General features: G+C 70.6%; 19 protein-coding genes. 2 read left to right on the top strand and 17 right to left on the bottom strand.

Annotation, left to right across the window (positions count from 1 at the left end; translation table 11 throughout):
* Positions 1 to 69: 69 nt before the first annotated feature.
* From AAFO60_RS12475 to AAFO60_RS12400, 16 genes are all read right to left on the bottom strand, one after another.
* The gene (locus AAFO60_RS12475) at positions 70 to 825 is read right to left on the bottom strand and encodes a YggS family pyridoxal phosphate-dependent enzyme (RefSeq protein WP_347956526.1); all 756 of its coding nucleotides are present in this window, start codon (positions 823 to 825) and stop codon (positions 70 to 72) included.
* The gene (gene pgeF / locus AAFO60_RS12470) at positions 822 to 1,562 is read right to left on the bottom strand and encodes a peptidoglycan editing factor PgeF (RefSeq protein WP_347956525.1); all 741 of its coding nucleotides are present in this window, start codon (positions 1,560 to 1,562) and stop codon (positions 822 to 824) included. Before pgeF ends, AAFO60_RS12475 begins: the two co-directional genes overlap by 4 nt.
* Positions 1,559 to 2,716 (bottom strand): cell division protein FtsZ, encoded by a 1,158-nt coding sequence (ftsZ, locus tag AAFO60_RS12465; protein ID WP_347956524.1) that lies wholly within the window; start codon positions 2,714 to 2,716, stop codon positions 1,559 to 1,561. The genes pgeF and ftsZ overlap by 4 nt, the downstream gene beginning before the upstream one ends.
* A 189-nt stretch (positions 2,717 to 2,905) precedes the next feature.
* Complete coding sequence (locus AAFO60_RS12460) at positions 2,906 to 3,607, bottom strand: cell division protein FtsQ/DivIB (RefSeq protein ID WP_347956523.1); 702 nt, start codon at positions 3,605 to 3,607, stop codon at positions 2,906 to 2,908.
* A 14-nt stretch (positions 3,608 to 3,621) separates the two neighbouring features.
* Positions 3,622 to 5,112 carry a UDP-N-acetylmuramate--L-alanine ligase gene (gene murC / locus AAFO60_RS12455; protein WP_347956522.1) on the bottom strand — a complete coding sequence of 497 codons (1,491 nt, stop codon included), beginning with the start codon at positions 5,110 to 5,112 and terminating at the stop codon, positions 3,622 to 3,624.
* Positions 5,109 to 6,296 (bottom strand): undecaprenyldiphospho-muramoylpentapeptide beta-N-acetylglucosaminyltransferase, encoded by a 1,188-nt coding sequence (gene murG, locus AAFO60_RS12450; protein ID WP_347956521.1) that lies wholly within the window; start codon positions 6,294 to 6,296, stop codon positions 5,109 to 5,111. Before murG ends, murC begins: the two co-directional genes overlap by 4 nt.
* Positions 6,275 to 8,110, bottom strand: a complete 1,836-nt coding sequence (gene ftsW, locus AAFO60_RS12445) for a putative lipid II flippase FtsW (protein WP_347956520.1) — start codon at positions 8,108 to 8,110, stop codon at positions 6,275 to 6,277. Before ftsW ends, murG begins: the two co-directional genes overlap by 22 nt.
* Positions 8,107 to 9,603: a UDP-N-acetylmuramoyl-L-alanine--D-glutamate ligase gene (gene murD / locus AAFO60_RS12440; RefSeq protein WP_347956519.1), complete on the bottom strand. Its 1,497-nt coding sequence runs from the start codon at positions 9,601 to 9,603 to the stop codon at positions 8,107 to 8,109. The genes ftsW and murD overlap by 4 nt, the downstream gene beginning before the upstream one ends.
* A 2-nt stretch (positions 9,604 to 9,605) precedes the next feature.
* Positions 9,606 to 10,697 (bottom strand): phospho-N-acetylmuramoyl-pentapeptide-transferase, encoded by a 1,092-nt coding sequence (gene mraY, locus AAFO60_RS12435; protein WP_347956518.1) that lies wholly within the window; start codon positions 10,695 to 10,697, stop codon positions 9,606 to 9,608.
* A gap of 64 nt (positions 10,698 to 10,761) precedes the next feature.
* The gene (locus AAFO60_RS12430) at positions 10,762 to 12,822 is read right to left on the bottom strand and encodes a UDP-N-acetylmuramoyl-L-alanyl-D-glutamate--2,6-diaminopimelate ligase (protein WP_432211706.1); all 2,061 of its coding nucleotides are present in this window, start codon (positions 12,820 to 12,822) and stop codon (positions 10,762 to 10,764) included.
* Positions 12,823 to 12,961: 139 nt separating this feature from the next.
* Positions 12,962 to 14,878, bottom strand: coding sequence for a peptidoglycan D,D-transpeptidase FtsI family protein (locus tag AAFO60_RS12425; RefSeq protein ID WP_347956516.1), 1,917 nt, complete (start codon positions 14,876 to 14,878; stop codon positions 12,962 to 12,964).
* A 22-nt stretch (positions 14,879 to 14,900) separates the two neighbouring features.
* The gene (locus tag AAFO60_RS12420) at positions 14,901 to 15,689 is read right to left on the bottom strand and encodes a hypothetical protein (RefSeq protein WP_347956515.1); all 789 of its coding nucleotides are present in this window, start codon (positions 15,687 to 15,689) and stop codon (positions 14,901 to 14,903) included.
* Positions 15,686 to 16,708 carry a 16S rRNA (cytosine(1402)-N(4))-methyltransferase RsmH gene (gene rsmH / locus AAFO60_RS12415; RefSeq protein WP_347956514.1) on the bottom strand — a complete coding sequence of 341 codons (1,023 nt, stop codon included), beginning with the start codon at positions 16,706 to 16,708 and terminating at the stop codon, positions 15,686 to 15,688. Before rsmH ends, AAFO60_RS12420 begins: the two co-directional genes overlap by 4 nt.
* 232 nt (positions 16,709 to 16,940) lie before the next feature.
* Positions 16,941 to 17,378 carry a division/cell wall cluster transcriptional repressor MraZ gene (gene mraZ, locus AAFO60_RS12410; protein WP_347956513.1) on the bottom strand — a complete coding sequence of 146 codons (438 nt, stop codon included), beginning with the start codon at positions 17,376 to 17,378 and terminating at the stop codon, positions 16,941 to 16,943.
* Between the two features lie 447 nt (positions 17,379 to 17,825).
* Positions 17,826 to 18,239, bottom strand: a complete 414-nt coding sequence (locus tag AAFO60_RS12405) for a DUF3040 domain-containing protein (protein WP_347956591.1) — start codon at positions 18,237 to 18,239, stop codon at positions 17,826 to 17,828.
* Positions 18,240 to 18,347: 108 nt separating this feature from the next.
* The gene (locus AAFO60_RS12400; RefSeq protein WP_347956512.1) at positions 18,348 to 18,860 is read right to left on the bottom strand and encodes an SAV_6107 family HEPN domain-containing protein; all 513 of its coding nucleotides are present in this window, start codon (positions 18,858 to 18,860) and stop codon (positions 18,348 to 18,350) included.
* Between the two features lie 256 nt (positions 18,861 to 19,116).
* On the opposite strand from AAFO60_RS12400, the gene AAFO60_RS12395 reads away from it, so the two are divergent.
* Together AAFO60_RS12395 and AAFO60_RS12390 are read left to right on the top strand one after the other, a co-directional pair.
* On the top strand, positions 19,117 to 19,785 hold the full coding sequence (locus tag AAFO60_RS12395) for a GNAT family N-acetyltransferase (protein ID WP_347956511.1): 669 nt from the start codon (positions 19,117 to 19,119) through the stop codon (positions 19,783 to 19,785).
* A gap of 98 nt (positions 19,786 to 19,883) precedes the next feature.
* Positions 19,884 to 20,732 carry an LppM family (lipo)protein gene (locus tag AAFO60_RS12390; RefSeq protein WP_347956510.1) on the top strand — a complete coding sequence of 283 codons (849 nt, stop codon included), beginning with the start codon at positions 19,884 to 19,886 and terminating at the stop codon, positions 20,730 to 20,732.
* Between the two features lie 24 nt (positions 20,733 to 20,756).
* Here AAFO60_RS12390 and AAFO60_RS12385 read toward each other — a convergent pair whose 3' ends face one another.
* Entirely contained in the window at positions 20,757 to 21,740 is a 984-nt protein-coding gene (locus AAFO60_RS12385) for a methylenetetrahydrofolate reductase (RefSeq protein WP_347956590.1), read from the bottom strand.
* Positions 21,741 to 21,784 lie beyond the last annotated feature (44 nt).

The following is a 21,784-nucleotide window of genomic DNA, read 5'->3' as shown; positions in this document are numbered from 1 at the left end:
TCAAACGGTGACGTCGGTGGGTGTGGGAGCTACGCCTGATCGCTAGTGGTTCTGCTGTGACCAGTGTGACTAAAGCGAGAGTATCGGCCGCGTGCCCAGAATTGCGGTTCCGACACGCACACACGTCGATCCGTTCGCGATCGCCGATTCGAGGTCTCCGGACATGCCCGCCGAGAGCTCCAGCGCATCCGGATACCGCTCCACGAACCCCGCTCGGATGTCCGCCATCTGCCGCATCGCCTCGCCCGGATCCAGCCCCAGCGGCGCGATGAGCATGAGCCCGTCCAAGGTCAGGGCGTCCGGCGCCGCCAGGACCCGATCCGCGGCTGCGGCCAGGTCGGCCTCGACCAGCCCGCCCCGGTCGGGATCACCGTCCAGGCTCACCTGCAGCAGCACCCCCAGCCGGTCGTCCCGGTGGCCGGCGTCCCGAGCCCTCGTGGCCGCGCCGGACAACGCGTCGATCAACGGCGCCGAATCGACGGAGTGGACCCGACGGGCCCACCGCGCCACCGAGCCCGCCTTCTTGCGTTGGACGCGGCCGATCATGTCCGCGCTGAAGTGTTCGCACCGCGCGGTCGTCACCTCGACCATCTTGCGGGACGCCTCGGGCTCCCGGGACTCGCCGAACTCCCGTTCGCCGAGATCGATCAGCCGCACCACGTCCGCAGCCGGAAAGTACTTGGTGACCACGAGCAGGGTCACCTCCGACGGATCCCGACCCGCGTCGCGGGCCGCCGCGGCGATCCGCGACCGAGCCTGTGCCACGCCCTCTCCGAGCTGCGCCGACCGCGCGTCGGCGACGCCCCGCTCGACCTCGTCGATCATCGACGCGCCCCGCGGGTGTCCATCCAGATCACCGAGGCCAGCCGGCCGGTTGGCGCTGCGCGCCGATGACTGAACAGCGTCGTGTCCGAGATCGTGCATCGGGGATCGATCGCGACGCCGGCGACGCCCGCGGCGAGCAGCTGGCGCCGGATGCCTGCGCGCAGGTCGAGTCCGGTGGTGCCCTTGACGGTTCGGCACGCGCTGCCGGGCAGATGCCTCTCGACGTCGGCCTGCATCGCGGGCGGAACCTCGTAGCGATCGCCGCTCGCGGCCGGCCCGAGGAAGGCCCCGATCCGCTCCACGCGTGCGCCGAGTCCGACCATCGCCGACAGGGTCGCGGGCACGATGCCCACCCGTGCACCGACGCGGCCCGCGTGGACCGCGGCGATGACACCGGCCTCGTCGTCGCTGAGCAGCACCGGCACGCAGTCGGCGGTCAGGACGGCGAGCGCGAGGTCGCGCTGGTCGGTGACCAGCGCGTCGGTGGCGGGAACCGGCGCCGGCCGCGGGCCGTCGACGACGGTCACGGTGCGTGTGTGCAGCTGTTCCATCCAGACCACGTGTCCGGGCCGCACGCCCAGCTGGTCGGCGAGCCGCTCCCGGTTGGCGCGCACGGCATCCGGGTCGTCACCGACGTGGTCGCCCAGGTTGAACGAGTCGTACGGCTCGGGTGAGACGCCGCCGGCGCGCGTGGTGACCGCGCGCCGAACGGTGAACTCCGCTGATCCCCCGGTCACTTCATGAAGTCGGGGACGTCGACGTCGTCGTCGTCGAACCGAATCGAGTTGCGACGCGGCGCGGGCTCGCCGAACGGATCACCGGTCCGCTCACGCTTGGGGAACAGCGGATCCTCGGCGGGCGGCTTGGCCGGCTCGGCGGCCCTGGCTCGCGTGGCGGTCGCAGCGCTCGCCGCCCCCGGGGCCTCGTGCTGACGCTTCTGCGGTGCACCCCCGTCGAAGCCGGCCGCGATCACCGTCACGCGCACCTCGTCGCCGAGGTTGTCGTCGATGACGGTGCCGAAGATGATGTTGGCGTCCTCGTGTGCGGCCTCCTGGACCTGCGAGGCCGCGTCGTTGATCTCGAACAGGCCCAGGTCGCTGCCGCCGGCGATCGACAGCAGCACGCCGCGGGCGCCTTCCATCGAGGCCTCGAGCAGCGGCGAGTTGATCGCCGATTCGGCCGCCTTGCGGGCACGGCCCTCACCGCGTGCGGCGCCGATGCCCATCAATGCGCTGCCCGCATCGCTCATCACCCCCTTGACGTCGGCGAAGTCGACGTTGATCAGACCGGGGGTGGTGATCAGGTCGGTGATGCCCTGCACACCGTTGAGCAGGACCTCGTCGGCGCTGCGGAAGGCGTCCATCAGGCTCACCTGCGCATCGCCGAGGTGCAGCAGTCGGTCGTTGGGAATGACGATGAGGGTGTCGCACGACTCGCGCAGCGAGGCGATGCCCGCCTCGGCCTGGTTCCCGCGACGCTTGCCCTCGAACGAGAACGGCCGCGTGACGACGCCGACGGTCAGCGCGCCGAGCTTCCGGGCGATCGATGCCACCACCGGTGCACCGCCGGTACCGGTGCCGCCTCCCTCGCCCGCGGTCACGAACACCATGTCCGCGCCCTTGAGCAACTCCTCGATCTCGTCCTTGGCGTCTTCGGCGGCCATCCGGCCGACGTCGGGGTTCGCACCGGCGCCCAGACCGCGGGTCGACTCCCGGCCGATGTCGAGCTTCACGTCGGCGTCCGAGATCAGCAGCGCCTGCGCGTCGGTGTTGATGGCGATGAACTCAACGCCCTTCAACCCCTGCTCGATCATGCGGTTGACAGCGTTGACGCCACCGCCGCCGATGCCGACGACTTTGATGACAGCCAGGTAGTTGTGGGGTGGCGTCATGATGCCTTCCTCGTTGAAACAGAAACCCTAAAGCTAAACTGTAGGGTTATAGTTATGTCAAGTAGTGGTGTTGTGATTGACGGTATTGATCGCAGCGCCACGGTGCCAGCAGGCGCGCCGCGTGTCGGCGAATCCGTGCCGCTTTTCCGCGGCCCGCCGACGATTCCCGGGCTCGGACATCGATCACGGTCACCGGACCGATGCGAATTCCGGGCTGGACACGTTGTACTCGCGGCCCTCGACCGTCAGCAGGTGGCGCAGCGCCTCGGCCTTGTCCGGGGTGCGCTCGGCGTCGCCCCAGACCACCTTCCTGCCGCTGCGCAGCTGCAGCGAGACGTCGGACGGGGAACCCGCCTCGACCACCGTGACACGGCTTCGCAGCCAGTCCGGCAGCTCCTGAACCACGGTGAGCGCGGCGACGGTGGTCGGATTGCCCGCCGCCGGATCGGACATCTGCAGCATCGGCAGGCCCCGCAGATCCTTCGGCAGCGCCTTCACCGAGTCGAAGGTCAGGTAGACCATGCCCAGGCGGTCCATCACGCCGATGCCCGGCGGGCGTTCGACGACGACCGCCGGCGTCCGCTCGGTGACCTCGATCGTCAGCGTGGAGGGGTAGCCGCGTGTCACATTCACCGACTCGACTGCGGGCAGCTTCGAGACGCGCCCGGCGATCACTGCGGTGTCGACCTGCAGCAGCGGCGCACCCTGCGGAACCTGCGCGACCCGCAGCACCTCGTCGGCGCCGACGGTCGTGGCTCCGGTGACCTCCACCGACCGCACCGACATCAGCGGGGTGAAGTAGGCCAGCGCCACCAGTCCGCCCAGCACGAGCACCAGGACCGCCGCCGACACGATCACCCGCCACCGAGATCCCGGCGGGCGCTTGGCCATTGCTCGCCCGCCCATCAGACGCCGGTCCGCCGCCCTGCCGCGCCGTCGAGCGCCTCGAGGATCGCCGGCGCCTGCACCGTGATGTCACCGGCCCCGATGGTCAGGACCAGGTCGCCCCGACGGGCACGGTCGACGACCGCCTGAGCGATCTGCGACACCTCCGGCACGAACACCGCAGGCGCGGTGACCCGTTCGGCGATCAGCAGACCGGTGACACCGGGTTGCGGCTCCTCGCGCGCACCGTAGACATCGGCGACGATCACCTCGTCCGCCAGGCTCAACGCCTCGGCGAACTGCACGGCGAACTCGGCCGTGCGGGAGTAGAGGTGCGGCTGGAAGACCGCGATGACCCGGCCCGAGCCCGCACCCACCATCTCGCGAGCTGCGGTGAGCACCGCGCGCACCTCGGTCGGGTGATGGGCGTAGTCGTCGTAGACGTCGACGTCGGCGGCCCGTCCGCGCAGCTCGAAACGCCGGTGCACTCCCCCGAAGCCCTCGATGCCCTCCGCGGCCAGTTCGGGACTCTGCCCGGTCCGGACCGTCGCGATGAACGCGCCCAGCGCATTGAGCGCCATGTGCCGTCCCGGCAGCGTCACCTCCAACGACCGCGTCTGCTCCACGTCGACCAGGGGCGCACGCAGACGCACGGTGGCGGTGCTGCCCGGTCCGTGCGGTACCGCGTCCACCAGTTCCACCGCCAGGGGCACCTCCGGGACCGGATGTCGGGCCGCACTGCCGTACCCGAGAACGGTCACCCCGCGCTCGGCGCACTCGGCGGCCCGCCGGGCGCCCAGTGCGGCCGCCCCCGGATCGTCCAGGCACAGCACCAGCGTTCCGCCGGGACGGATCAGCCGGACGAATTCGTCGAAGACCCGGACGTAGGCCTCCTCGGAGCCGAAGAAGTCCAGATGATCGGCCTCGATGGTGGTCAGCACGACGATGTCCGGCGTGTACTGCAGCAGCGAGCCGTCGCTCTCGTCGGCTTCGGCGACGAAGATCTCGCCGCTCCCGTGGTGGGCGTTGGTGCCCGATTCGTTGAGCTCCCCGCCGATGGCGAACGACGGGTCGGCACCGCAGTGCTGCAGGGCGACCACCGTCATCGACGTGGTCGACGTCTTGCCGTGGGTGCCGGAGATCAGCACCGTCCGGTGCCCCTGCATCAGCAGCGCGAGGACGTCGGGACGATAGACCACCGGAATGCCCCGGCGCCGAGCCTCGACCAGCTCGGGATTGTCGTCGGGCACCGCGGCGCGCGTGGTGACGACCACCGTCGGACCGTCGTCGAGCAGATCGAGCGCTTCCGGCGCGTGGCCGACGCGCACCCGGGCGCCGCGCGTCCGCAGTGCGAGGACCCCGCGGGAGTCCTTGGCGTCGGACCCGGAGACCTGACCGCCGCGGGCCAGCAGGATCCGCGCCAGCCCCGACATGCCGGCACCGCCGATGCCGACCATGTGCACCCGCTGCAGCTGCGGCGGCAGCTGCCCGTCGGTCACCGCCGCGCTCATCGCCGGGTCTCCCGGCTCGTCGGGCCGCCGCGGTGTGCGGCGGCCGCCTGCAGGGCGGCGGTCGCGACGGCGACCGCGGCGTCGTGGTGTCCCAGGCTCGCGGCCGCCCGGCTCATGGACTCGAGCCTGTCGGTGTCGGCCAGCAGCGCGGGGATCTCGCGGGCCACCCACTCGGCGGTGACGGCGTCGTCGTCGACGATAAGCGCCGCGCCGACCTCCTCGGCGGGAACCGCGTTCAGCCGCTGTTCGCCGTTGCCGTGCGGCAGCGGCACGTAGACGGCGGGCAGGCCGGTGGCGGAGATCTCCGCCACCGTCATCGCGCCGGAGCGGCACATCACCAGGTCCGCGGCCGCATAGGCGAGGTCCATCCGGTTCAGGTAGCTGACGGCCACATACGGCGGCGCACCGGGCGGCGACACCGGCTCGACGACGTTCTTGGGCCCGTAGGCGTGCAGCACGCCGATGCCGGCCTCCCCCAGTGCGGTCGCAGCCGGCGCGACGGCCTCGTTGAGTCGCTGGGCCCCCTGCGAGCCGCCGAAGACCAGCAGTGTGGGCGCGTCGGCGGCCAAGCCGAAGAAGGTGCGGGCGTCGGCGCGCGTCGTGTCGCGGTCCAGATGGGTGATCGCTGCGCGGACCGGGATGCCGACGACGTCGGCGCCCTCCAAGCCGCAGCCGGGGACCGCCGCGAGCACGCGGTCGGCCAGGCGGGCGCCGACCTTGTTCGCGATGCCCGCGCTGGCGTTGGCCTCGTGCAGCACGATCGGCAGCCGGCGGCCACGACGGACGTGGCCGCGCGCCGCCAGATAAGCGGGCAGGGCGACGTAGCCGCCGAAACCGACCACCACGTCGGCGTCGACCTCGGCCAGCACCTTTCGGGTGGCCGCCACCGAGCGAGCCACCCGCCACGGCGTCTTGGCCAGCTCGACGCCGGGCTTGCGAGGCAGGGGCACCGGCGGGATCAGCCGCAGGTCGTAACCGCGCTCGGGCACGATCTTGGTCTCGAGTCCGCGATGGGTACCGAGGGCCGTGATCCGCGCCGTCGGATCCAGGTCGCGGACGGCGTCGGCGACCGCCAGCGCGGGTTCGATGTGACCGGCGGTCCCGCCGCCGGCGACCACCACCGACAGCCCGGTTCCATCCTCTTGCGACCGACTGCGCGTTCTCACCGGCGACCGTTCTCCCATTCACCTCGGCCGGATCGGCGCGATCGATCGCGCGGGGCCGAGTAATTCGATTCCTGCCACGACCGATTCGGCCGCGCACTCCTTGCAGGATAGTGGATCTCGCCCGACGTCGACTCGGGCCACCGGCGGCCGCGGCGAGGCGCCGGACGTTCCGGAGTCCGCGGGCGGGTGGCCCAGTTGCGCGGGGCCTCGCTCCGGGACGAACCGGCCGGGCCGCGCACCGGCGACGGCCGCCGCCCACCGCTCGGCGCGCCGGTGCGACGGGTCGCCGCACGGCGCTCCGGCGTCCGGTACGGCTCGGGCTGCGGGAGGCGCAGGAGCCGGGACAGTCCCTTCGGCGCGGGGCCGACCATCGCGGCGATCGCGGCGGGCTCGTGCCGCGCCGCATTGGCCAGCAGCCCGAGCATGGCGAGCATCGTCAGGGCCGAGGTGCCGCCGTACGACAGGATCGGCAACTGGATGCCCGTGACCGGTAGGACGCCGACCACGTAGCCGATGTTGATGAACGCCTGCACCAGGAACAGGATCGTGATGGTGGCCGACATCAGTCGCAGGAACGGGTCGACGGACCGCTGCGCGATCCGCATGCCGACGTACCCGAGGAGCAGGTACAGGCCGAGCACGATGAGTCCGCCGAGCAGCCCCAACTCCTCGCCGATGATCGCGAAGATGAAGTCGTTGTGAGCGTTGGGCAGGTAGTTCCATTTCGCCGTGCTCTGGCCCAGCCCCTTGCCGAACAGCCCGCCGTCGGCGAGCGCGTACTTGGCCTGGTTGGGCTGATAGTCGGCGCCGAGCGGATCCGAGCCGCCGCCGACGAAGCTGAGCAGCCGCGACGCGCGGTAGGACTCGGCGAAGGCCAGGGCCACACCGCCGACGGCGAGGGTCAGGATGAACGCGCCGAAGTAGCGCATCGCCAAGCCGCCGAACCACAGCAGGGTGGCCACGATCATGCCGAGGATCATCGTGGTCGACTGGTTGGGTTCGATGATCACCAGGAAGGCTACCCCGATCGCGACCGGCACCAGCGGCAGCAGCATCTCCTTGGTCGTCGCGGTGCGCGGATCGCGTGTGGAGAGCACTGCCGCCCCCCAGATGCAGAGCGCGGCCTTGGCCAGCTCGGACGGCTGCAGCGTCAGTCCACCGATCGAGAGCCAGCGACGAGCACCCCCGCCGGCGACGCCCAGTCCGGGCACCATCACCAGGATGAGCAGGACCACCGACAGCAGAAGGAAGGGCAGGGACGCCTTCTGCAGGGTGCGCACGGGCAATCGGAGAGCCACATAGAACAGCACCAGCCCCATCGCGACGAACATCACCTGGGTGGTGAACATGCCGTAGGCCGAACCGTCCTTGGCGTACCCTTCCACCGCCGACGCCGACAGCACCATCATCAGGCCGATCGCGATCAGCACGACCGTGATCGAGACGATCAGATGAAAAGAGGTCAGCGGCCGGGCGAGCAGGTTGCGGACGCCGCCGACCAGGAAGAGCACGCCGGACTTGATGTCGGAGGCACGAACCAGTCGCAGGCGACGGAGCGGTTCGCCGCCCCGGGCCGACCGATCCGAGCCGCGGCGACGCGCGGTCGAACGCCGGCGCCGCGGCTTCTCCTCGCCGGCCTGCTCACCCGATGGGGTCTCCGATTCAACGGTCTCGGGCTCGGTCGGCTCAGCTTCTGCGGTCTCACCGTCGGCGGGTCCGGCGTCTGCTGATTGGGCGTCGCCCGGCCCGTCAGCGTGCGCGACGGCTTCGGCGTCGGTCTCGGGGGCCACGACCTCGTCGGCATCGATGCCCGCGTCGTCGCCCCGAGTCATCGGTTCGCAATGCTGTCGGCGAGCGCCGCGGAGGCCGCGGCGAAACTGTCTCCGCGCTGGGTGTACCCCGCGAACATGTCCAGCGAGGCGGCCGCGGGCGCCAGCAGCACGGCGTCGACGCCGCCCGCGTCGGCCTGCGCCACCCGCCAGGCCTCGGCGACGCTCTGGCGCATCACCGCGTCCGCCGATCCGTCCGGATCGACCGCATGTGCTTGTTCACCGGTCCGCTGAGTCATCACAGAACCATCGTCCCCTGTGAATACTGTGACTGCTGGGACCTGAGGTGCGTGTCGCGCGATCGCATCGAGAATGATCTGCCGATCGGCGCCGATCGCGACGACGCCCGCCAGGCGCGTGCGCGCGGCCTCGACCAGTTCGTCGACGGGCGCCCCCTTCAGCAGTCCGCCGGCGATCAGGACCACCCGGTCGCGGGCGGCGATCGCGGCCGCCGCCGCGTGCGGATTGGTCGCCTTGGAGTCGTCGACGAAGTCGACGCCGTCGATCTGCGCGACCACCTCGCCGCGGTGGGCCGCCGGTCGGTACGCTCGCAGACCGCGCGCGACGGCGTCGGCGTCGATGCCGACGGCGCGGGTCAGGGCGGCCGCCGCCAGCGCGTCGGCCACGCCGGAGGGCCCGGCCGGACGGACCTGGTCTTGCGGGAGCAGAACGGTCCGGCCGTCACCGAAGGCGAGATCGACGAGCATCCCCTCGCTGACTCCGAGCGCGCCGGCGGCCGGCTCGCCGAGGGTGAACTCCACGCGGCGGGAGTCGCTGCCGACGCCGAGCGCGGCCGCACCGACGTCATCGGCGCCCACGATCGCGATCGGCCCCCGCAATGCACGGGCCTTGGCCGCGGCGTACGCCTCGAACGAGCCGTGCCAGTCCAGGTGGTCGGCCGCCACGTTGAGGACCACTCCGGCGTCGGGCCGGACCGAGGGCGCCCAGTGCAGTTGGAAGGAGGACAGCTCGACACACAGCACCTCGGCGCGAGGCTCCGCGCGCAGTGCGTCGACGACGGTCAGGCCGATGTTCCCGCAGGCCAGGCCGGCGCGCCCGGCGGCGTTGACGATGGACTCGACCATGCCGGTCGTCGTCGTCTTGCCGTTGGTGCCGGTGATCACCAGCCAGGTCCGCGGCGGTCCGAACAGTCCCGCCCGGTCGGCGCGCCAGGCCAGTTCCACATCGCCCCACACGGGGACGCCCGCGGCCGCGGCCGCCACGAGCAGCGGGGTGTCCGGGCGGAACCCGGGCGAGACGACGATCAACTCGATGCCGCTCGGCACCCGGCTGATCCCGTCGGCGTCGAGGAGGTCGGCGGGTGCGTGCAGTGCGATGCCGCGTTCGCGGAAGGCGGCGCCGGCGGCCGGATCGGCGAAGGTCTGATCCATCACCTCCGGGATCGCGCCCACCTCCAGCAGCAGGTCGACGACGGCGGCGCCGGTGGCCCGACCACCGGCGACCAGAACGCGGGTCCCGCCCAATGACAACGTCATGATCAGCTCGCGTGCGAGATGAACTCGCCGTAGAACAGGGTCAGGCCCAGCGCACACGAGATGGCCGTCAGCAGCCAGAATCTGATGATGACCGTCGTCTCGGCCCAACCGCCCAACTCGAAGTGGTGGTGGAAGGGCGCCATGCGGAAGACGCGCTTGCCGGTGGTGCGGAAGAAGATGATCTGCACGACCACCGAGACCATCTCGGCGACGAACAGCGCGCCGATGACGACCATCAGCAGCTCGGTACGGGTGGTCAGCGACAGTCCGGCCACCAGACCGCCGAGCGCCAGCGAACCGGTGTCGCCCATGAAGATCTTCGCCGGCGCGGCATTCCACCACAGGAACCCGAGGCAGGCGCCGCCCGCCGCGACCGCGACGATCGCGAGGTCGAGCGGATCGCGGACGTCGTAGCAGGCGCTGGCGTTCTCGGCGTTCGCGGGCAGCGGCGCACACGGATTGCGGTACTGCCAGAAGGTGATGAGGACGTAGGCGCCCATCACCATCGCGGCCGAACCCGCGGCCAGGCCGTCGAGCCCGTCGGTGAAGTTGACGGCGTTCGACCATGCCGCCACCACCAGCCAGCAGAACAGGACGAAGCCGACCGCGGTCAGCGAGATGACGTTGATGTCACGGGTGTACGACAGGTACTCGCTGGCCGGCGTCTGTCCCTCGGCGTTCGGGAACTGCAACAGCAGGACGCCGAAGATCACCGCGGCGATCATCTGGCCCACCGACTTGGCGGTCTTGTTGAGTCCGAGGTTCCGCGACTTGTAGATCTTGATGAAGTCGTCGAGGAAGCCGACCGCGGCCAGCGCGGTCGCCAGCCCCAGCACCAGCAGTCCCGACGCCGACGGCCCGCTGCCGTCCTCGAGGAAGCCGAACAGGTGCGCGCCCAGGTAGCCGAGCCACAGCGCCGCCACGATCGCCACGCCGCCCATCGACGGTGTGCCGCGCTTGGCCTGATGACTCTGGGGACCGTCGACCCGGATCTCCTGGCCGAAACCCTGCCGGGAGAACACCTTGATCAACACGGGCGTCAGCAGAATCGACACTGCCAGCGAGATCGCGCCCGCGATCAATATCTGGGTCACTGCAAGTCCTTACTCGTCGGTACCGGTAAACATCGAATCTATCGCGGCGGGCGGGGTCCGCCGGTCATCGGGTGAGCACCTCGACGGTGAGGCCGACCTCGTCGCGCCAGTAGGCCAGCAGACGATCCCCAAGTTCACCCGCCGACATCAACACGAGGTCGCCGGCGGCGGGTGCCTCGTCGGGGCGGGTGCGCAGCAGTTCGACGACGCCGTCGACCGACGGCGCCAGCACCGCCTCGTCGCCCCACGATCCCTCCATGACCGCGCCCTGGTGGAGGGCGCGAACGGCGCGCACGGTGTCGCCGACGGCGATCACCTTGTCGACCGCCAGGCGGACGATCTGCCTGCCGAGGCCGTCGTGCTCCAGGCAGCGGATGTTCTCGTCGCGGCCCTGTCCGTCGTCGAACTCACCGAAGACGACCCAGGTGCGATGCGCGCGGGCGGCGCCCCGGTGCGCGCTTCCCGCGCCGCTGTCGGCGGCCGACTCCACGAGCTCGCGGACCAGCATGCGCGCCCGACCGATGTCGGCCGTGGGATCTGCGAGCAGGACCCGCAGGGGCGCCGGCGTACCGGTCGGTGCGGCGGCCAGCAGTTCGGCGAGCACCTCGCGGTCGTCGAACGGGTGCTTGACGCCGTCGATCTCCTGCCCGGTCTCGTGTCCCTTGCCCGCCACCAGGACCACGTCGCCCGGCCCGGCCCACTCGAGCGCCGCGGCGATCGCCTCGCGGCGGTCCCCGATCTCCCGGATCTCGCCGCCCTCGCGCACCTGCCGCGCACCCGCCAGGACGGCCGCGCGGATGTCGGCGGGGCGCTCCGACCGCGGGTTGTCGTCGGTGACGATGACCAGGTCGGCCCCGCGCGCGGCGGCCGCGCCCATCAGGGGACGCTTCTCGGTGTCGCGGTCGCCGCCCGCGCCGAGCACGACGGCGATGGCACCGCTGGTCTGTCGGCGGAGCGTGGCGAGAACCGCCTCCACCGCGGCCGGCTTGTGCGCGTAGTCGACGACCGCGAGGAAGTCCTGTCCGCCTTCGACCTTCTGGAGCCTTCCGGGCACCGCGACGCGAGCCAGCCCGGCGATCGCCTCCGCCGCGTCGACGCCCGCGGCGGCGCACGCGGCGACGGCCAGCAGCGCGTTCGCGACGTTGTACGCGCCGGGCAGCGGCACCGTCATCTCCAGTTCGGCGCCCTGCGGTGTGCCGATGAGAACCGTCTGCGACCCCGGATCGCTGCGCAGCACCCGCAGCACCGACCAGTCGGCCGGACCGGTGGTCGACACGGTAATCGCCGACTCGGCCGCGGCCGCGACCACCTCGGTCATCCGCCCGCCCCACTCGTCGTCGATGCAGATCACGGCCTGCTGCGCCTGGACCGGCGAGCCGTCGGCGAACAGCCGGGCCTTGGCGGCGAAGTACTCGTCCATCGTCTTGTGGTAGTCGAGGTGGTCCTGCGAGAGGTTGGTGAAACCGCCGACCGCGAACCGGGTGCCGTCCACTCGCCCGAGCGCCAGCGCATGGCTGGAGACCTCCATGACGACGGTGTCGACACCGCGCTCGACCATGACGGCGAACAGACGCTGCAGATCCGGCGCCTCGGGGGTCGTCAGCGTGCTCGGCACCACGGTGCCGTCGATGCGGATCTCGACGGTGCCGACCAGTCCCACCACCCGTCCGGCTGCGCGGAGCGCGGCTTCGGCCAGGTACGAGGTCGTGGTCTTTCCGGAGGTGCCGGTGATCCCGATCAACGTCAGCTTCGCCGACGGATCGCCGTAGATCCGCGACGAGACCTCGCCCAGGACGGTCCGCGGCTGCTCATGGACCAGCACCGGCAGCTCCAGTCCCGCACCGCGGACCAGTTCCAGTCCGGCGGAGTCGGTCAGCACCGCGGCGGCGCCGGCGGCTTGCGCCTGCGCTGCGTAGCGGGCGCCGTGGGTCCGGTCGCCGGGCAGCGCGGCGAACAGGTAGCCCGCTCCCGCGTCCTGGGCGCGCAGCGTCGCTCCCGACACCTCGACGTCGGCGCCGTCGAGTCGCAGTCCCGACTGCTGCGCCAGCACCCCCAGTGCCACCGGTCGATTGTGCTCGGGCCGAATCGGCCCGCTGCTGCCCTCACCGGCTCGCGGCTCCACCACTACCCTCTGACCTCCGCCTCGATGTCGTTGTTGCGCCCGTTCACAGTCGGCCGCGGTCGTGTCGTCGGCGCCGCGGGCCCGTTCGGGCGCCGGTTCGCGTTCGCGACGACACATGAATCTACCGTGGATTCCGTGCCGCTCACGCCTCCAGTCGCAGGCGCGGGGCGGGTTCGGCCGAGAAGGGCACCTGATCGTGCCGCAGCAGCCATGAGCCGATGGTGCCGAACAGCGGGGCCGCCGACTGTCCGCCGCCGCCGTCCGAACTGCGCACCGGATTGTCCATCATCACGCCGATCACGAACCGCGGATCGTCGGCGGGGGCGATCCCGGCGAACGTGATGTTGTAGCTGGACCGCGAGTAGCAGTTGCACGCCGGATCGACCTGCTGGGCGGTACCGGTCTTGCCCGAGGTCTGGTAGCCGGGGATGGCGCCGGAGTAGCCGGTGCCGCTCTGCACCCCGTTCGGGTCCTTCTGCATCACGGCGCGGAACATGTCCCGCACGGTCTTCGCCGTCCGGGGGCTCACCACCCGCACCGACTCGGGTGCGGGCACCCCCGCCTCCTCGTCGTCGTCGGAGGCGATGATCCGCGGCTGAATGCGCACGCCGTCGTTGGCGATCGCCTGATACATGCCGGTCATCTGCAGCAGCGTCGTCGACAGGCCCTGCCCGATCGGCAGGTTGGCGAACGAGCCGCCCGACCACTGGCTCAGCGCGGGCACCGCTCCGGGGCTCTCGCCGGGCAGGCCGACGCCGGTGCGCTGCCCCAACCCGAACCGGGACAGCATGTCGGCGAACCGTTCCTCCCCGACCTTCTGCGCCAGCATCAGGGTCCCGACGTTCGACGACTTGCCGAAGATGCCCGTGGTGGTGAACGGGGCGGTGCCGTGCGCCCACGCGTCGTTGACCGTGATGCCCGACATCCGGATGGATCCGGGCACCTGGTGGACCTCGTCGGGATTGGTGACGCCGTACTCGATCGCCGCCGAAGCGGTCACGAGCTTGTTGACCGACCCCGGCTCGAAGGGCGAGGTGACCGATCGGTTGCCGAGGTCGGCCTTGGTCTGTTCGGACAGGGGCCGCGACGGGTCGAAGGTGTTGTCGTTCGCCATGGCGAGCACTTCGGCGGTCTTGGCGTCGAGCACGACCGCCGAGACGTTGTGGGCGCCCGATCGCTGCTTGGCGAGATTCACCTGGCTCTGGACGAACCACTGCAGATCCGAGTCGATGGTCAGGTGCACGGTCTTGCCGTCCACCGCCGGATGCACGTTGCGCTTGCTGCCCGGGATCACCGCGCCGTCGCGCCCCCGGTCGAAGGTCTCGGTCCCGTTGGTGCCCGCCAGGACCGAGTCGAGCGACGATTCCAGCCCGATCAGCCCGTTGCCGTCGAAGTTGACGTCGCCGACCAGGTTGGCCGCCAGCGACCCGCCCGGATAGAGGCGGTTGCTCTGCCGCTCGGCGCCGACCTCGGGGAACTCGTCCTGGATCTTCTTCGTCACGTCCAACGACACCAGTCGGGCCAGGTAGACGAAGTCCTTGTCGGACTTGAGCTGCGCCAGCAGGTCCGCCGACGCGATGCTGCCGCCGAGCGCGGACGACACGCCGTCGGCGATCTGCTTGAGCCGGACGTCGACCCCGGGAACCGCCGGATCCTGCCGGTGCGCCTCGGCGATCTGCTTGCGCACTGCCTTGGGTTGGAAGGTCAGCGCTCGCGCGTCGTCGGTGTGCGCCAGCAGCCTGCCGTTGCGATCGACGATGCTGCCGCGGACCGCGGGCAGGATGTCGGTGACCGACCGCTGCTGGGCGGCCTGGGCCGCGATCGAGTCCGCAGCGATCACGTGGACGTAGAGCATCCGGCCGGAGATCACCAGCACGAACGACAGCAGGATCGCCCACAGGACGCGCTGCCGCACGATGAACGGCGACGGCCCGTCGTCCCCTCCGCCGCCGGAACGCCGAGGCGGTCGGGGTGGCGGCGAGGCCGCGCGGTTGCGTCCGCCGAGTGCCGGTCCATCCGGCCTCCGACCGGTCGGGCGCGGGGAAGCAGTTCGGGTCATGATCAACCGATTGTCCCCCGCATCAACGCGCGGGTGCGGTATTGGGTCGCGGCGTGGCGGGCGGCGGCGCGACATTCGTCGTCACGCTCACGCGGGTCCGGTTGTCAGGACGCACCGACGTCCCGGGCAGCGGACCGGCCGGGACCCGCACCGTGGACGGCGTCGGGTTCGGCGCCGGCCGCGGGGCCGGGTTCGGCGCCGAACTGGGCGCCGCCGACGACTGCTGATCCGTGCCGCCGTCACCGCCCAGGCCCACCGAGTCGTCGACCTTGTTCTTGTCGATCTTCTCGACCGGGTCGGGTTCGGGGTTCAGATCGGGCAGCGCCTTGCCGGTCGCGGCGGTCGGGGTGCCGCGCAGGCGCCCCTTGCCGTCGGCGCCGACCACGATCTCTGCCGAGTCGAGGGCCGGAACCATCCCCTGCCGAGCGGCCGCCTTGGCCAGCGCCGGCGCCTGATCGCCGGCGTCGACGTCGGCCTTGAGAGCGCTGGCACGGGCCAGGAGTTCCTGATTCTGCTTACGCAGGGCATTGATCGCGTACGAGTCCTGCGCCGACTTCGTCGTCAGGAACAGGGTCAGGGCCAGCGCGCCGAGCACGAGCATCAGCACCGGGACCACCATCGGCATGCCGACGATCCGCCGGCCGGTCAGCGGGAGCTTCCCGCCCGTTCGCTCACGCCGACTGCGGCGGTCGAGCGCACGCTGCGCAGCCTTCGACCGTGACGCCCGTTCACCGGCCGCGACTCCCGCGCGGCGCGGTCGAGTGGAGTTCTCGCGCGCACCGGTGGCGGTGCGAGTGTCGGTCAGCGTCACGGCCTCTCCCTTCCTCCCGAGGTGCCGCCGTCGTCCGGATCGTCGGCGGCGATGCGTTCAATGGCACGGATCCGAACCGGCGCCGACCGCGGATTCGCTTCGCGTTCAGCGGCATCGGCCTGCTCGGCGCCGCGAGTGATGAGCGAGAACCGGGGCGCCGTCCCGGGCAGGTCCATCGGCAGGCCGGCCGGCGTCGTGTTGGCGACGGCGCGGGCGAAGTCTCGCTTGACGATGCGGTCCTCGAGCGATTGATAGCTCATCACGGCCAGTCGTCCACCGACCGCGAGCACGTCGAGGGAGGCCGGGATCACCGCGCGCAGCGAGTCCAGCTCGTGGTTGACCTCGATCCGAAGCGCCTGAAAGGTCCGCTTGGCCGGATGACCGCCGGTGCGACGGGTCGCGGCGGGGATCGTCGCGTACAGCAGTTCCACGAGGCGGCCGCTGGTGGTGAACGGTTCCTTCGCGCGTTCGCGCAGGACCGCGGAGGCGATCTTGCCCGCGAAGCGCTCCTCGCCGTACTCGCTGAGCACCCGTGCCAGCGCACCGTGATCGTAGGTGTTGAGGACGTCCGCCGCGGTGAGATCGTCGTCGGCGTTCATCCGCATGTCCAGGGGCGCGTCGACGGCGTAGGCGAATCCCCGCTCGGCCTGGTCCAGTTGCATCGACGACACGCCGAGATCGAGGAGGACCCCGTCGACGGTCCGTCGTCCCGCGGCCTCGACCACGGCGCCGATCTCGTCGTACCGGTGATGGTGGAACTCGATCCGGTCGCCGAACCGTGCGAGGCGCTCCGCCGCGGACTCCAGCGCCGCGGTGTCACGGTCGATCGCGAGCACGCGCAGGCCCGGAAGCCGGTCGAGGAAGTACTCGCTGTGGCCGCCCGCACCGAGCGTGCCGTCGACCATCACCGCGTCCGTGCCGTCGTCCGCGACTCGCGTGAGGGCCGGCTGCAGCAGCGCGAACATGCGATCGGCCATCACGGGAATGTGCCCGTGCTCGCCCTGCTGCGATGCGTTCACCTGCACCCTCCTGCCGTGAGTAGACCGTGCCGTGAGGACCTCCCGGCGGCCCTCGATGCCGAACCTGTGAAGATCACGCGCATCGCCGGTGATGAAGACTGCGATGAGACGGGGTCCCCGCCCGAGCAGACCTGACGTTGGGGAAGTACGTCAGGGCCGATCGGACCGAGGCCTCGACTCACCGCAGCGGCCGTGATCTCCGATGTTCAATTCACGTGTGATGCCGACCCCGTCAGAGGATCGTGTCGAGGGCCGACGATCCCGCAGACGAGAACGCCTCCTCGTGCTGGGCCTGGTAGTCGCGCCAACTCTGCGCGTCCCAGATCTCCAGGTGGTCGTACGAGCCGATGACCACGCATTCCTTCGTCAGACCTGCGTAGTCGCGATGCTCGGCCGAGAGGTTCACTCGCCCCTGACCGTCGAGCCGCTGTTCGTCCGCGCCTGCGAAGAAGTACCGCAGAAAGGCGCGGGCCTCCGGGTCGTTGCGCGACGCCGTCACCGCCTTCTCTGCGATGGCGTCGAACTCCTCGGCGCGGTACACCGACAGGCTCCGGTCCTGGCTACGTGTGACCATGACCCCTCCTGCCAATGCGTCGCGAAACTTCGCAGGCAGCGTGAGCCGCCCCTTGTCGTCGAGCTTGGGCGTGTAGGTACCGACGAAACGAGCCACGTCGATGCCTCCTCACCCTCCCAGGATCAGCGGTTTCGACCCCCCGTCACCCAGTGATGCCCACAGTACCCCACTTTCCACCACTTTCCACCCAACAATCCCCACCACGGTGGACTGCCAAGCGATATCCGCAGGTCAAAGGCTTGACGTTTCATGCAACTCTCAGGAATCGGCGCGCAGGCACCGCGTGTCCAAAGTGGCAGAAACATACAGAAGTGCTAGTTGTGACCGCATTTCAAGGGCGATTCACGGCTGTCGAGCCGGTTGTGGGGTGAAGTGGGGACCGGCGTGGGGCGAAGTGGGAATCGGCGTGGGGCGAAGTGGGGATCGGCGGCCCGACCGACGACGAAAGGCGGGGTCGCCGCTTCCTTTCGGAAGTGGCGACCCCGCCTCATCAGAGATCCCTAGACGGGAGTCACGAGCGCTGACGCACCCGCCGACCGCGACTCACAAGTCGCGATCTCCTCCCTCGAATCGACGATTGAATCGGTGTTCCATCCGCTGGCTCAGCGAGCCGTGACCGCCCGCAGCTCCAGACTTGCCCTTCTTCGGCGCCTGACCGGAGACCGGTCCGGGCGCCCCACCGCGTCCGCCCACGAGTCCGTAGACGGCGGCGCCGAACATCACTAGAAATCCAACGAAGCTCAAGATCTTGAGTCCGCCGACCTCGAGGTCGACCATCAATCCGCCGACCAGCAAAGCGAGTCCAGCCAATACACCGAGCGCGACCACGATCCGACGACGCGCGTTCGGCAAGCGAACCCGGTGACGGGTCACACTCGACGCGAACTTCGGGTCTTCGGCGTAGAGAGCGCTCTCTATCTCATCGAGCATGCGCTGCTCGTGCTCGGAAAGCGGCACCGCTCCTCCCTTACTGGTCATGGGTGAGTTGTCGGTTCTCAGCCCCTACCGACCATGATACGAGCCCGGGCGCCGCACTACCACTATTGCGCGACTATGCGTTGACAATCACGCCACAGTTCCGCGCACGGCACCCGGCCGGGCACCGCACTTGCCCTGCTCGTAGGCCAGGAGCGTCGAATCTGCGACGTCGAGGAACTCGACGGCACGTCGCTCGACCCGCGCACAGAGCGTCGGGTCGATGGACCTGACCAGCCCCGCCTCGACGTGTGCCCGCATCGTCGACAGTCCGCCGAAGTACTCGGCGAGTTCGGCGCACTGCGGCGCGTACGCCTTCACCCGACTCCAGGCGTCGGCCGCACCGCGACGACGCCGGGCCGGCTCGCAGACCTCCAGCACCGCCCCGGCCGCACGAATGGCCGCGAGGTAGAGCAGCCGGAAGCGTTCGGCTTCGTCGTCGCCGACGGTCGCGGCCTGGTCGAAGAGCTGCTCGGCACGCTCGAGCAGGCCGCGACCGCGGTTGACCAGACGCGGATCGGCTTCGGTGCCACGCGAGCGAGCAGCCGCGACCGAGAGATGCCGTTCGGTGGATCGCCGACCGGTGACCTGTCGTCCTCGCACCGCAACTCCCCTTCCGTCGTCGCCCCGAGCGCCCCGAGGCGTTTGACACGACCATGACAGAGGGGTACGACATCGGCCCCGCACCCGATGCGAACGACGGTGGCCCGGCGATGTCTTCCCCATCGCCGGGCCACCGGTTCCATCGGCCTGATGCGAACATCAGTTCGATGATTTATCGTAGCCGGATGCAGCCGCGGCGACAAGTGCGGTTATCCTCCCAAAGGCTGTACCGCGACACCGGAGGAAAGGACTGGCGATGCTGTCACATCTGACCTCGGCTCCGGTGCGGATCAGCGCGCTGCCCGCCGAACTGTCTCATCTGTGGCTCGACCCGGCCGTGCACGTCTACATCACCGCGATGCACTATCCGCGCGGCAGCGAGGCCGGCCGGACACCGCTGTGGCGAGACCACATCGCTCGGCCCGGCTGGGCCGCCTACGGCGCGTTCACCACGCTGTCGGCATTGGATTCGCTGCGCCCCACCTATACCCCGCTGCGCGTGCGCACACCGCTGGCGGCGTCCGACCGCGAGGTGCTGATCGGGGTGGCCTACGGCTACCGGGGCGCACCGGACCAGTGGTGGAACCGCCAGCTCTACGCGGGGCTGCTGCGGGCAGGCGTTCCCGCGAGCGAGGCCCGCGAGTTCACGCGCGACTACTTCGAGCTCACCGAACTGCACGTGCACCCCGTCGGCCAGGGCCGGGGCGTCGGCGAACGACTGCTCACCGCATTGCTCGCCGACCGCACCGAGGCCAAGGTCCTGCTGTCGACGCCCGAGGTGCGCGGTGAGGACAATCGCGCGTGGAGCCTGTATCGGCGGCTCGGCTTCGGCGACGTGCTGCGAGACTTCACCTTCGTCGGCGACGCCCGCCCCTTCGCCTTCCTGGGCCGCGGGCTCCCGCTGCCGCCGCCCCGCGCCACCTGAATCGGCGGCCACCCGCTCTCGATTCACCGCACCGCGGACTTCCGACGCACCGCGGCCGCACCGCCGTCGCGACGCTCCTCGTCTGGCACGATGAGTCGGTGACCTCGATCCGCCGCGCTCCCCTGCTCGCTCTTGTCGGACTGCTGTCGTTGATCCCCCTGCTCAGCGGTTGCCTGACCAAGTCGACGACCGTCGGCGACCAGTTCTCGGGCACCGTGATCGTCGCGACCTCGCCCGAACTGCATCCGCAGAAGCCCGCGTTCGACATCCCGGCCTCGCTCGGCAACCAGGTCTGGACGGCCGACTACCCGGCCGCCGACCAGACCTCGACGCCGCCCGCCTCCCCCGCCCCACGCAGCGGCGGCTCACCCGCCCAGTCGCCCGCGGGCAAGGTCGGCGCGGAGCTGACCTTCGACCGATTGTCTGCAGGCCAGTTCAACCAGCTCGGCGACATCATCGCGGCCGCGCTGCCCGACCCCGGCGCGACGGTCGACTTCAAGTCGACGCGCAGCGGCGACATCGTCCGGTTCCGCGGCTCGACGTCGTTGACCGGCGTCGAGGCGGAATCGACCTACTTCGAGATCACCATCACCTTCGGCGGCGACGTGGTCGCGACCAACGGTCGTCAGCTCGGCTCGAACACGGTCGTCTGGACTCCGCAGCCCGGTCAGAACGTCGATCTGCAGGCCGACTCCGAGTATCCGGACCCCGCGACCGCGGCGGTGCCCAGCTGGAGCTGGTTCATGGCGCTGCTGTGCGCGATCGTGGTGGCGATGGTCGTGTACGCGGCGTACCAGAGTCGCGACCGCACCCCGCGACCGGGCGCGACCACCGGCTCGACCCTCCGGCCCGCCGCGCTGCGCAGGCTGCGCGACCGGACCGCGGGCGCCGCCGACCGGGACGAGGTGCCCGGCGAGAAGCCCGCGTCCGACCGCAAGCCGGTCTGACCGGGCGCGGCCAGACCCCGGCGCTCAGACCCCGGCGAGTGCGCCGCGGGTGTCGATGCCGATGCGCTCGAGCACCTCGCTGGTGGCCTTGGCGAAGTTCAGCGTGCAGAAGTGCAGGCACGGCACGCCCTCGGAGATCAGCCGCAGGGACGCCTCGGCGCACAGGTCGATGCCGACCTCGCGGACGGCCGCACGATCTTCCTGGGGGCCGTCGCCTGCCGCGCGGGCCAGGCGCTCCTCGATGGCCGGCGGGATCTTGCTGCCCGACAGCTCGGTCATCCGGCGCGCCGACGCCAGGGAGGTGATCGGCATCATCCCCGGGATCAGCGGTTTCGCGCCCTGCTCCGGGTCGGCGGCGACCAGTCGGTCACGGAGCCGGAGGTAGTCGTCGACGTCGAAGAACATCTGCGTCACCGAGTACTCGGCGCCCGCCCGGAGTTTGCGGACCAAGTTGCCGGTGTCGGCCGCCAGGTTCGGCGCCCGATGATGCCCCTCGGGGAAGGATGCGACGCCGACGTGGAAGTCACCGAGCTCGGCGATCAACCGGACGAGCTGCTCGGCGTAGGAGACGCCGGCCGGGTGCTTGATCCACTCGCCCAGCGGATCGCCGGGCGGGTCGCCGCGCAGCGCCAGCAGATTCACGATGCCCTTGTCGGCATAGGCGCCGACCAGCCCGCGCAGCTCGTCGATGCTGTGGTTGACCGCGGTCAGGTGCGCCACCGTCAGCAGGGTGGTCTCCGTGGCCATCTGCCCGGCGATCCGGACGGTGCGATCGCGCGTCGACCCGCCCGCGCCGTAGGTCATCGACGCGAACGCGGGGTTCATTCGTTCGAAGATCCGGACCGCGCGCCACAGACGACCTTCCTCCTCGGCGTTTCGCGGGGGGAAGAACTCGACGGAGAACGGCACCGGCCCCGAGTGGGGGTCGGCCAGACGCTCGACCACCGACTGTCCAGCGTGAGCGCGGACATCGGGGCCGGTAAGGATCGGATCGGTCACCTGCTCCATCATACGGACGCCGGGCCGGGGCTCGGCGCCACCGCCGCCCGGCC

Origin of the sequence: Gordonia aichiensis, from assembly GCF_039946255.1 — a bacterium.
Classification (GTDB): Bacteria; Actinomycetota; Actinomycetes; order Mycobacteriales; family Mycobacteriaceae; genus Gordonia; species Gordonia aichiensis_A.
This window is presented reverse-complemented; position numbering and strand designations above follow the sequence as displayed.

What these genes read in the sequence shown, in the direction of transcription:
- AAFO60_RS12475 (WP_347956526.1), bottom strand. Translation starts at nt 825, where the DNA reads ATGATCGACGAGGTCGAGCGGGGCGTCGCCGACGCGCGGTCGGCGCAG.
- murG (WP_347956521.1), bottom strand. Translation starts at nt 6,296, where the DNA reads ATGGGAGAACGGTCGCCGGTGAGAACGCGCAGTCGGTCGCAAGAGGAT.
- murD (WP_347956519.1), bottom strand. Translation starts at nt 9,603, where the DNA reads ATGACGTTGTCATTGGGCGGGACCCGCGTTCTGGTCGCCGGTGGTCGG.
- AAFO60_RS12425 (WP_347956516.1), bottom strand. Translation starts at nt 14,878, where the DNA reads ATGACCCGAACTGCTTCCCCGCGCCCGACCGGTCGGAGGCCGGATGGA.
- ftsW (WP_347956520.1), bottom strand. Translation starts at nt 8,110, where the DNA reads ATGACTCGGGGCGACGACGCGGGCATCGATGCCGACGAGGTCGTGGCC.
- murC (WP_347956522.1), bottom strand. Translation starts at nt 5,112, where the DNA reads ATGAGCGCGGCGGTGACCGACGGGCAGCTGCCGCCGCAGCTGCAGCGG.
- ftsZ (WP_347956524.1), bottom strand. Translation starts at nt 2,716, where the DNA reads ATGACGCCACCCCACAACTACCTGGCTGTCATCAAAGTCGTCGGCATC.
- AAFO60_RS12395 (WP_347956511.1), top strand. Translation starts at nt 19,117, where the DNA reads ATGCTGTCACATCTGACCTCGGCTCCGGTGCGGATCAGCGCGCTGCCC.
- AAFO60_RS12385 (WP_347956590.1), bottom strand. Translation starts at nt 21,740, where the DNA reads ATGGAGCAGGTGACCGATCCGATCCTTACCGGCCCCGATGTCCGCGCT.
- AAFO60_RS12460 (WP_347956523.1), bottom strand. Translation starts at nt 3,607, where the DNA reads ATGGCCAAGCGCCCGCCGGGATCTCGGTGGCGGGTGATCGTGTCGGCG.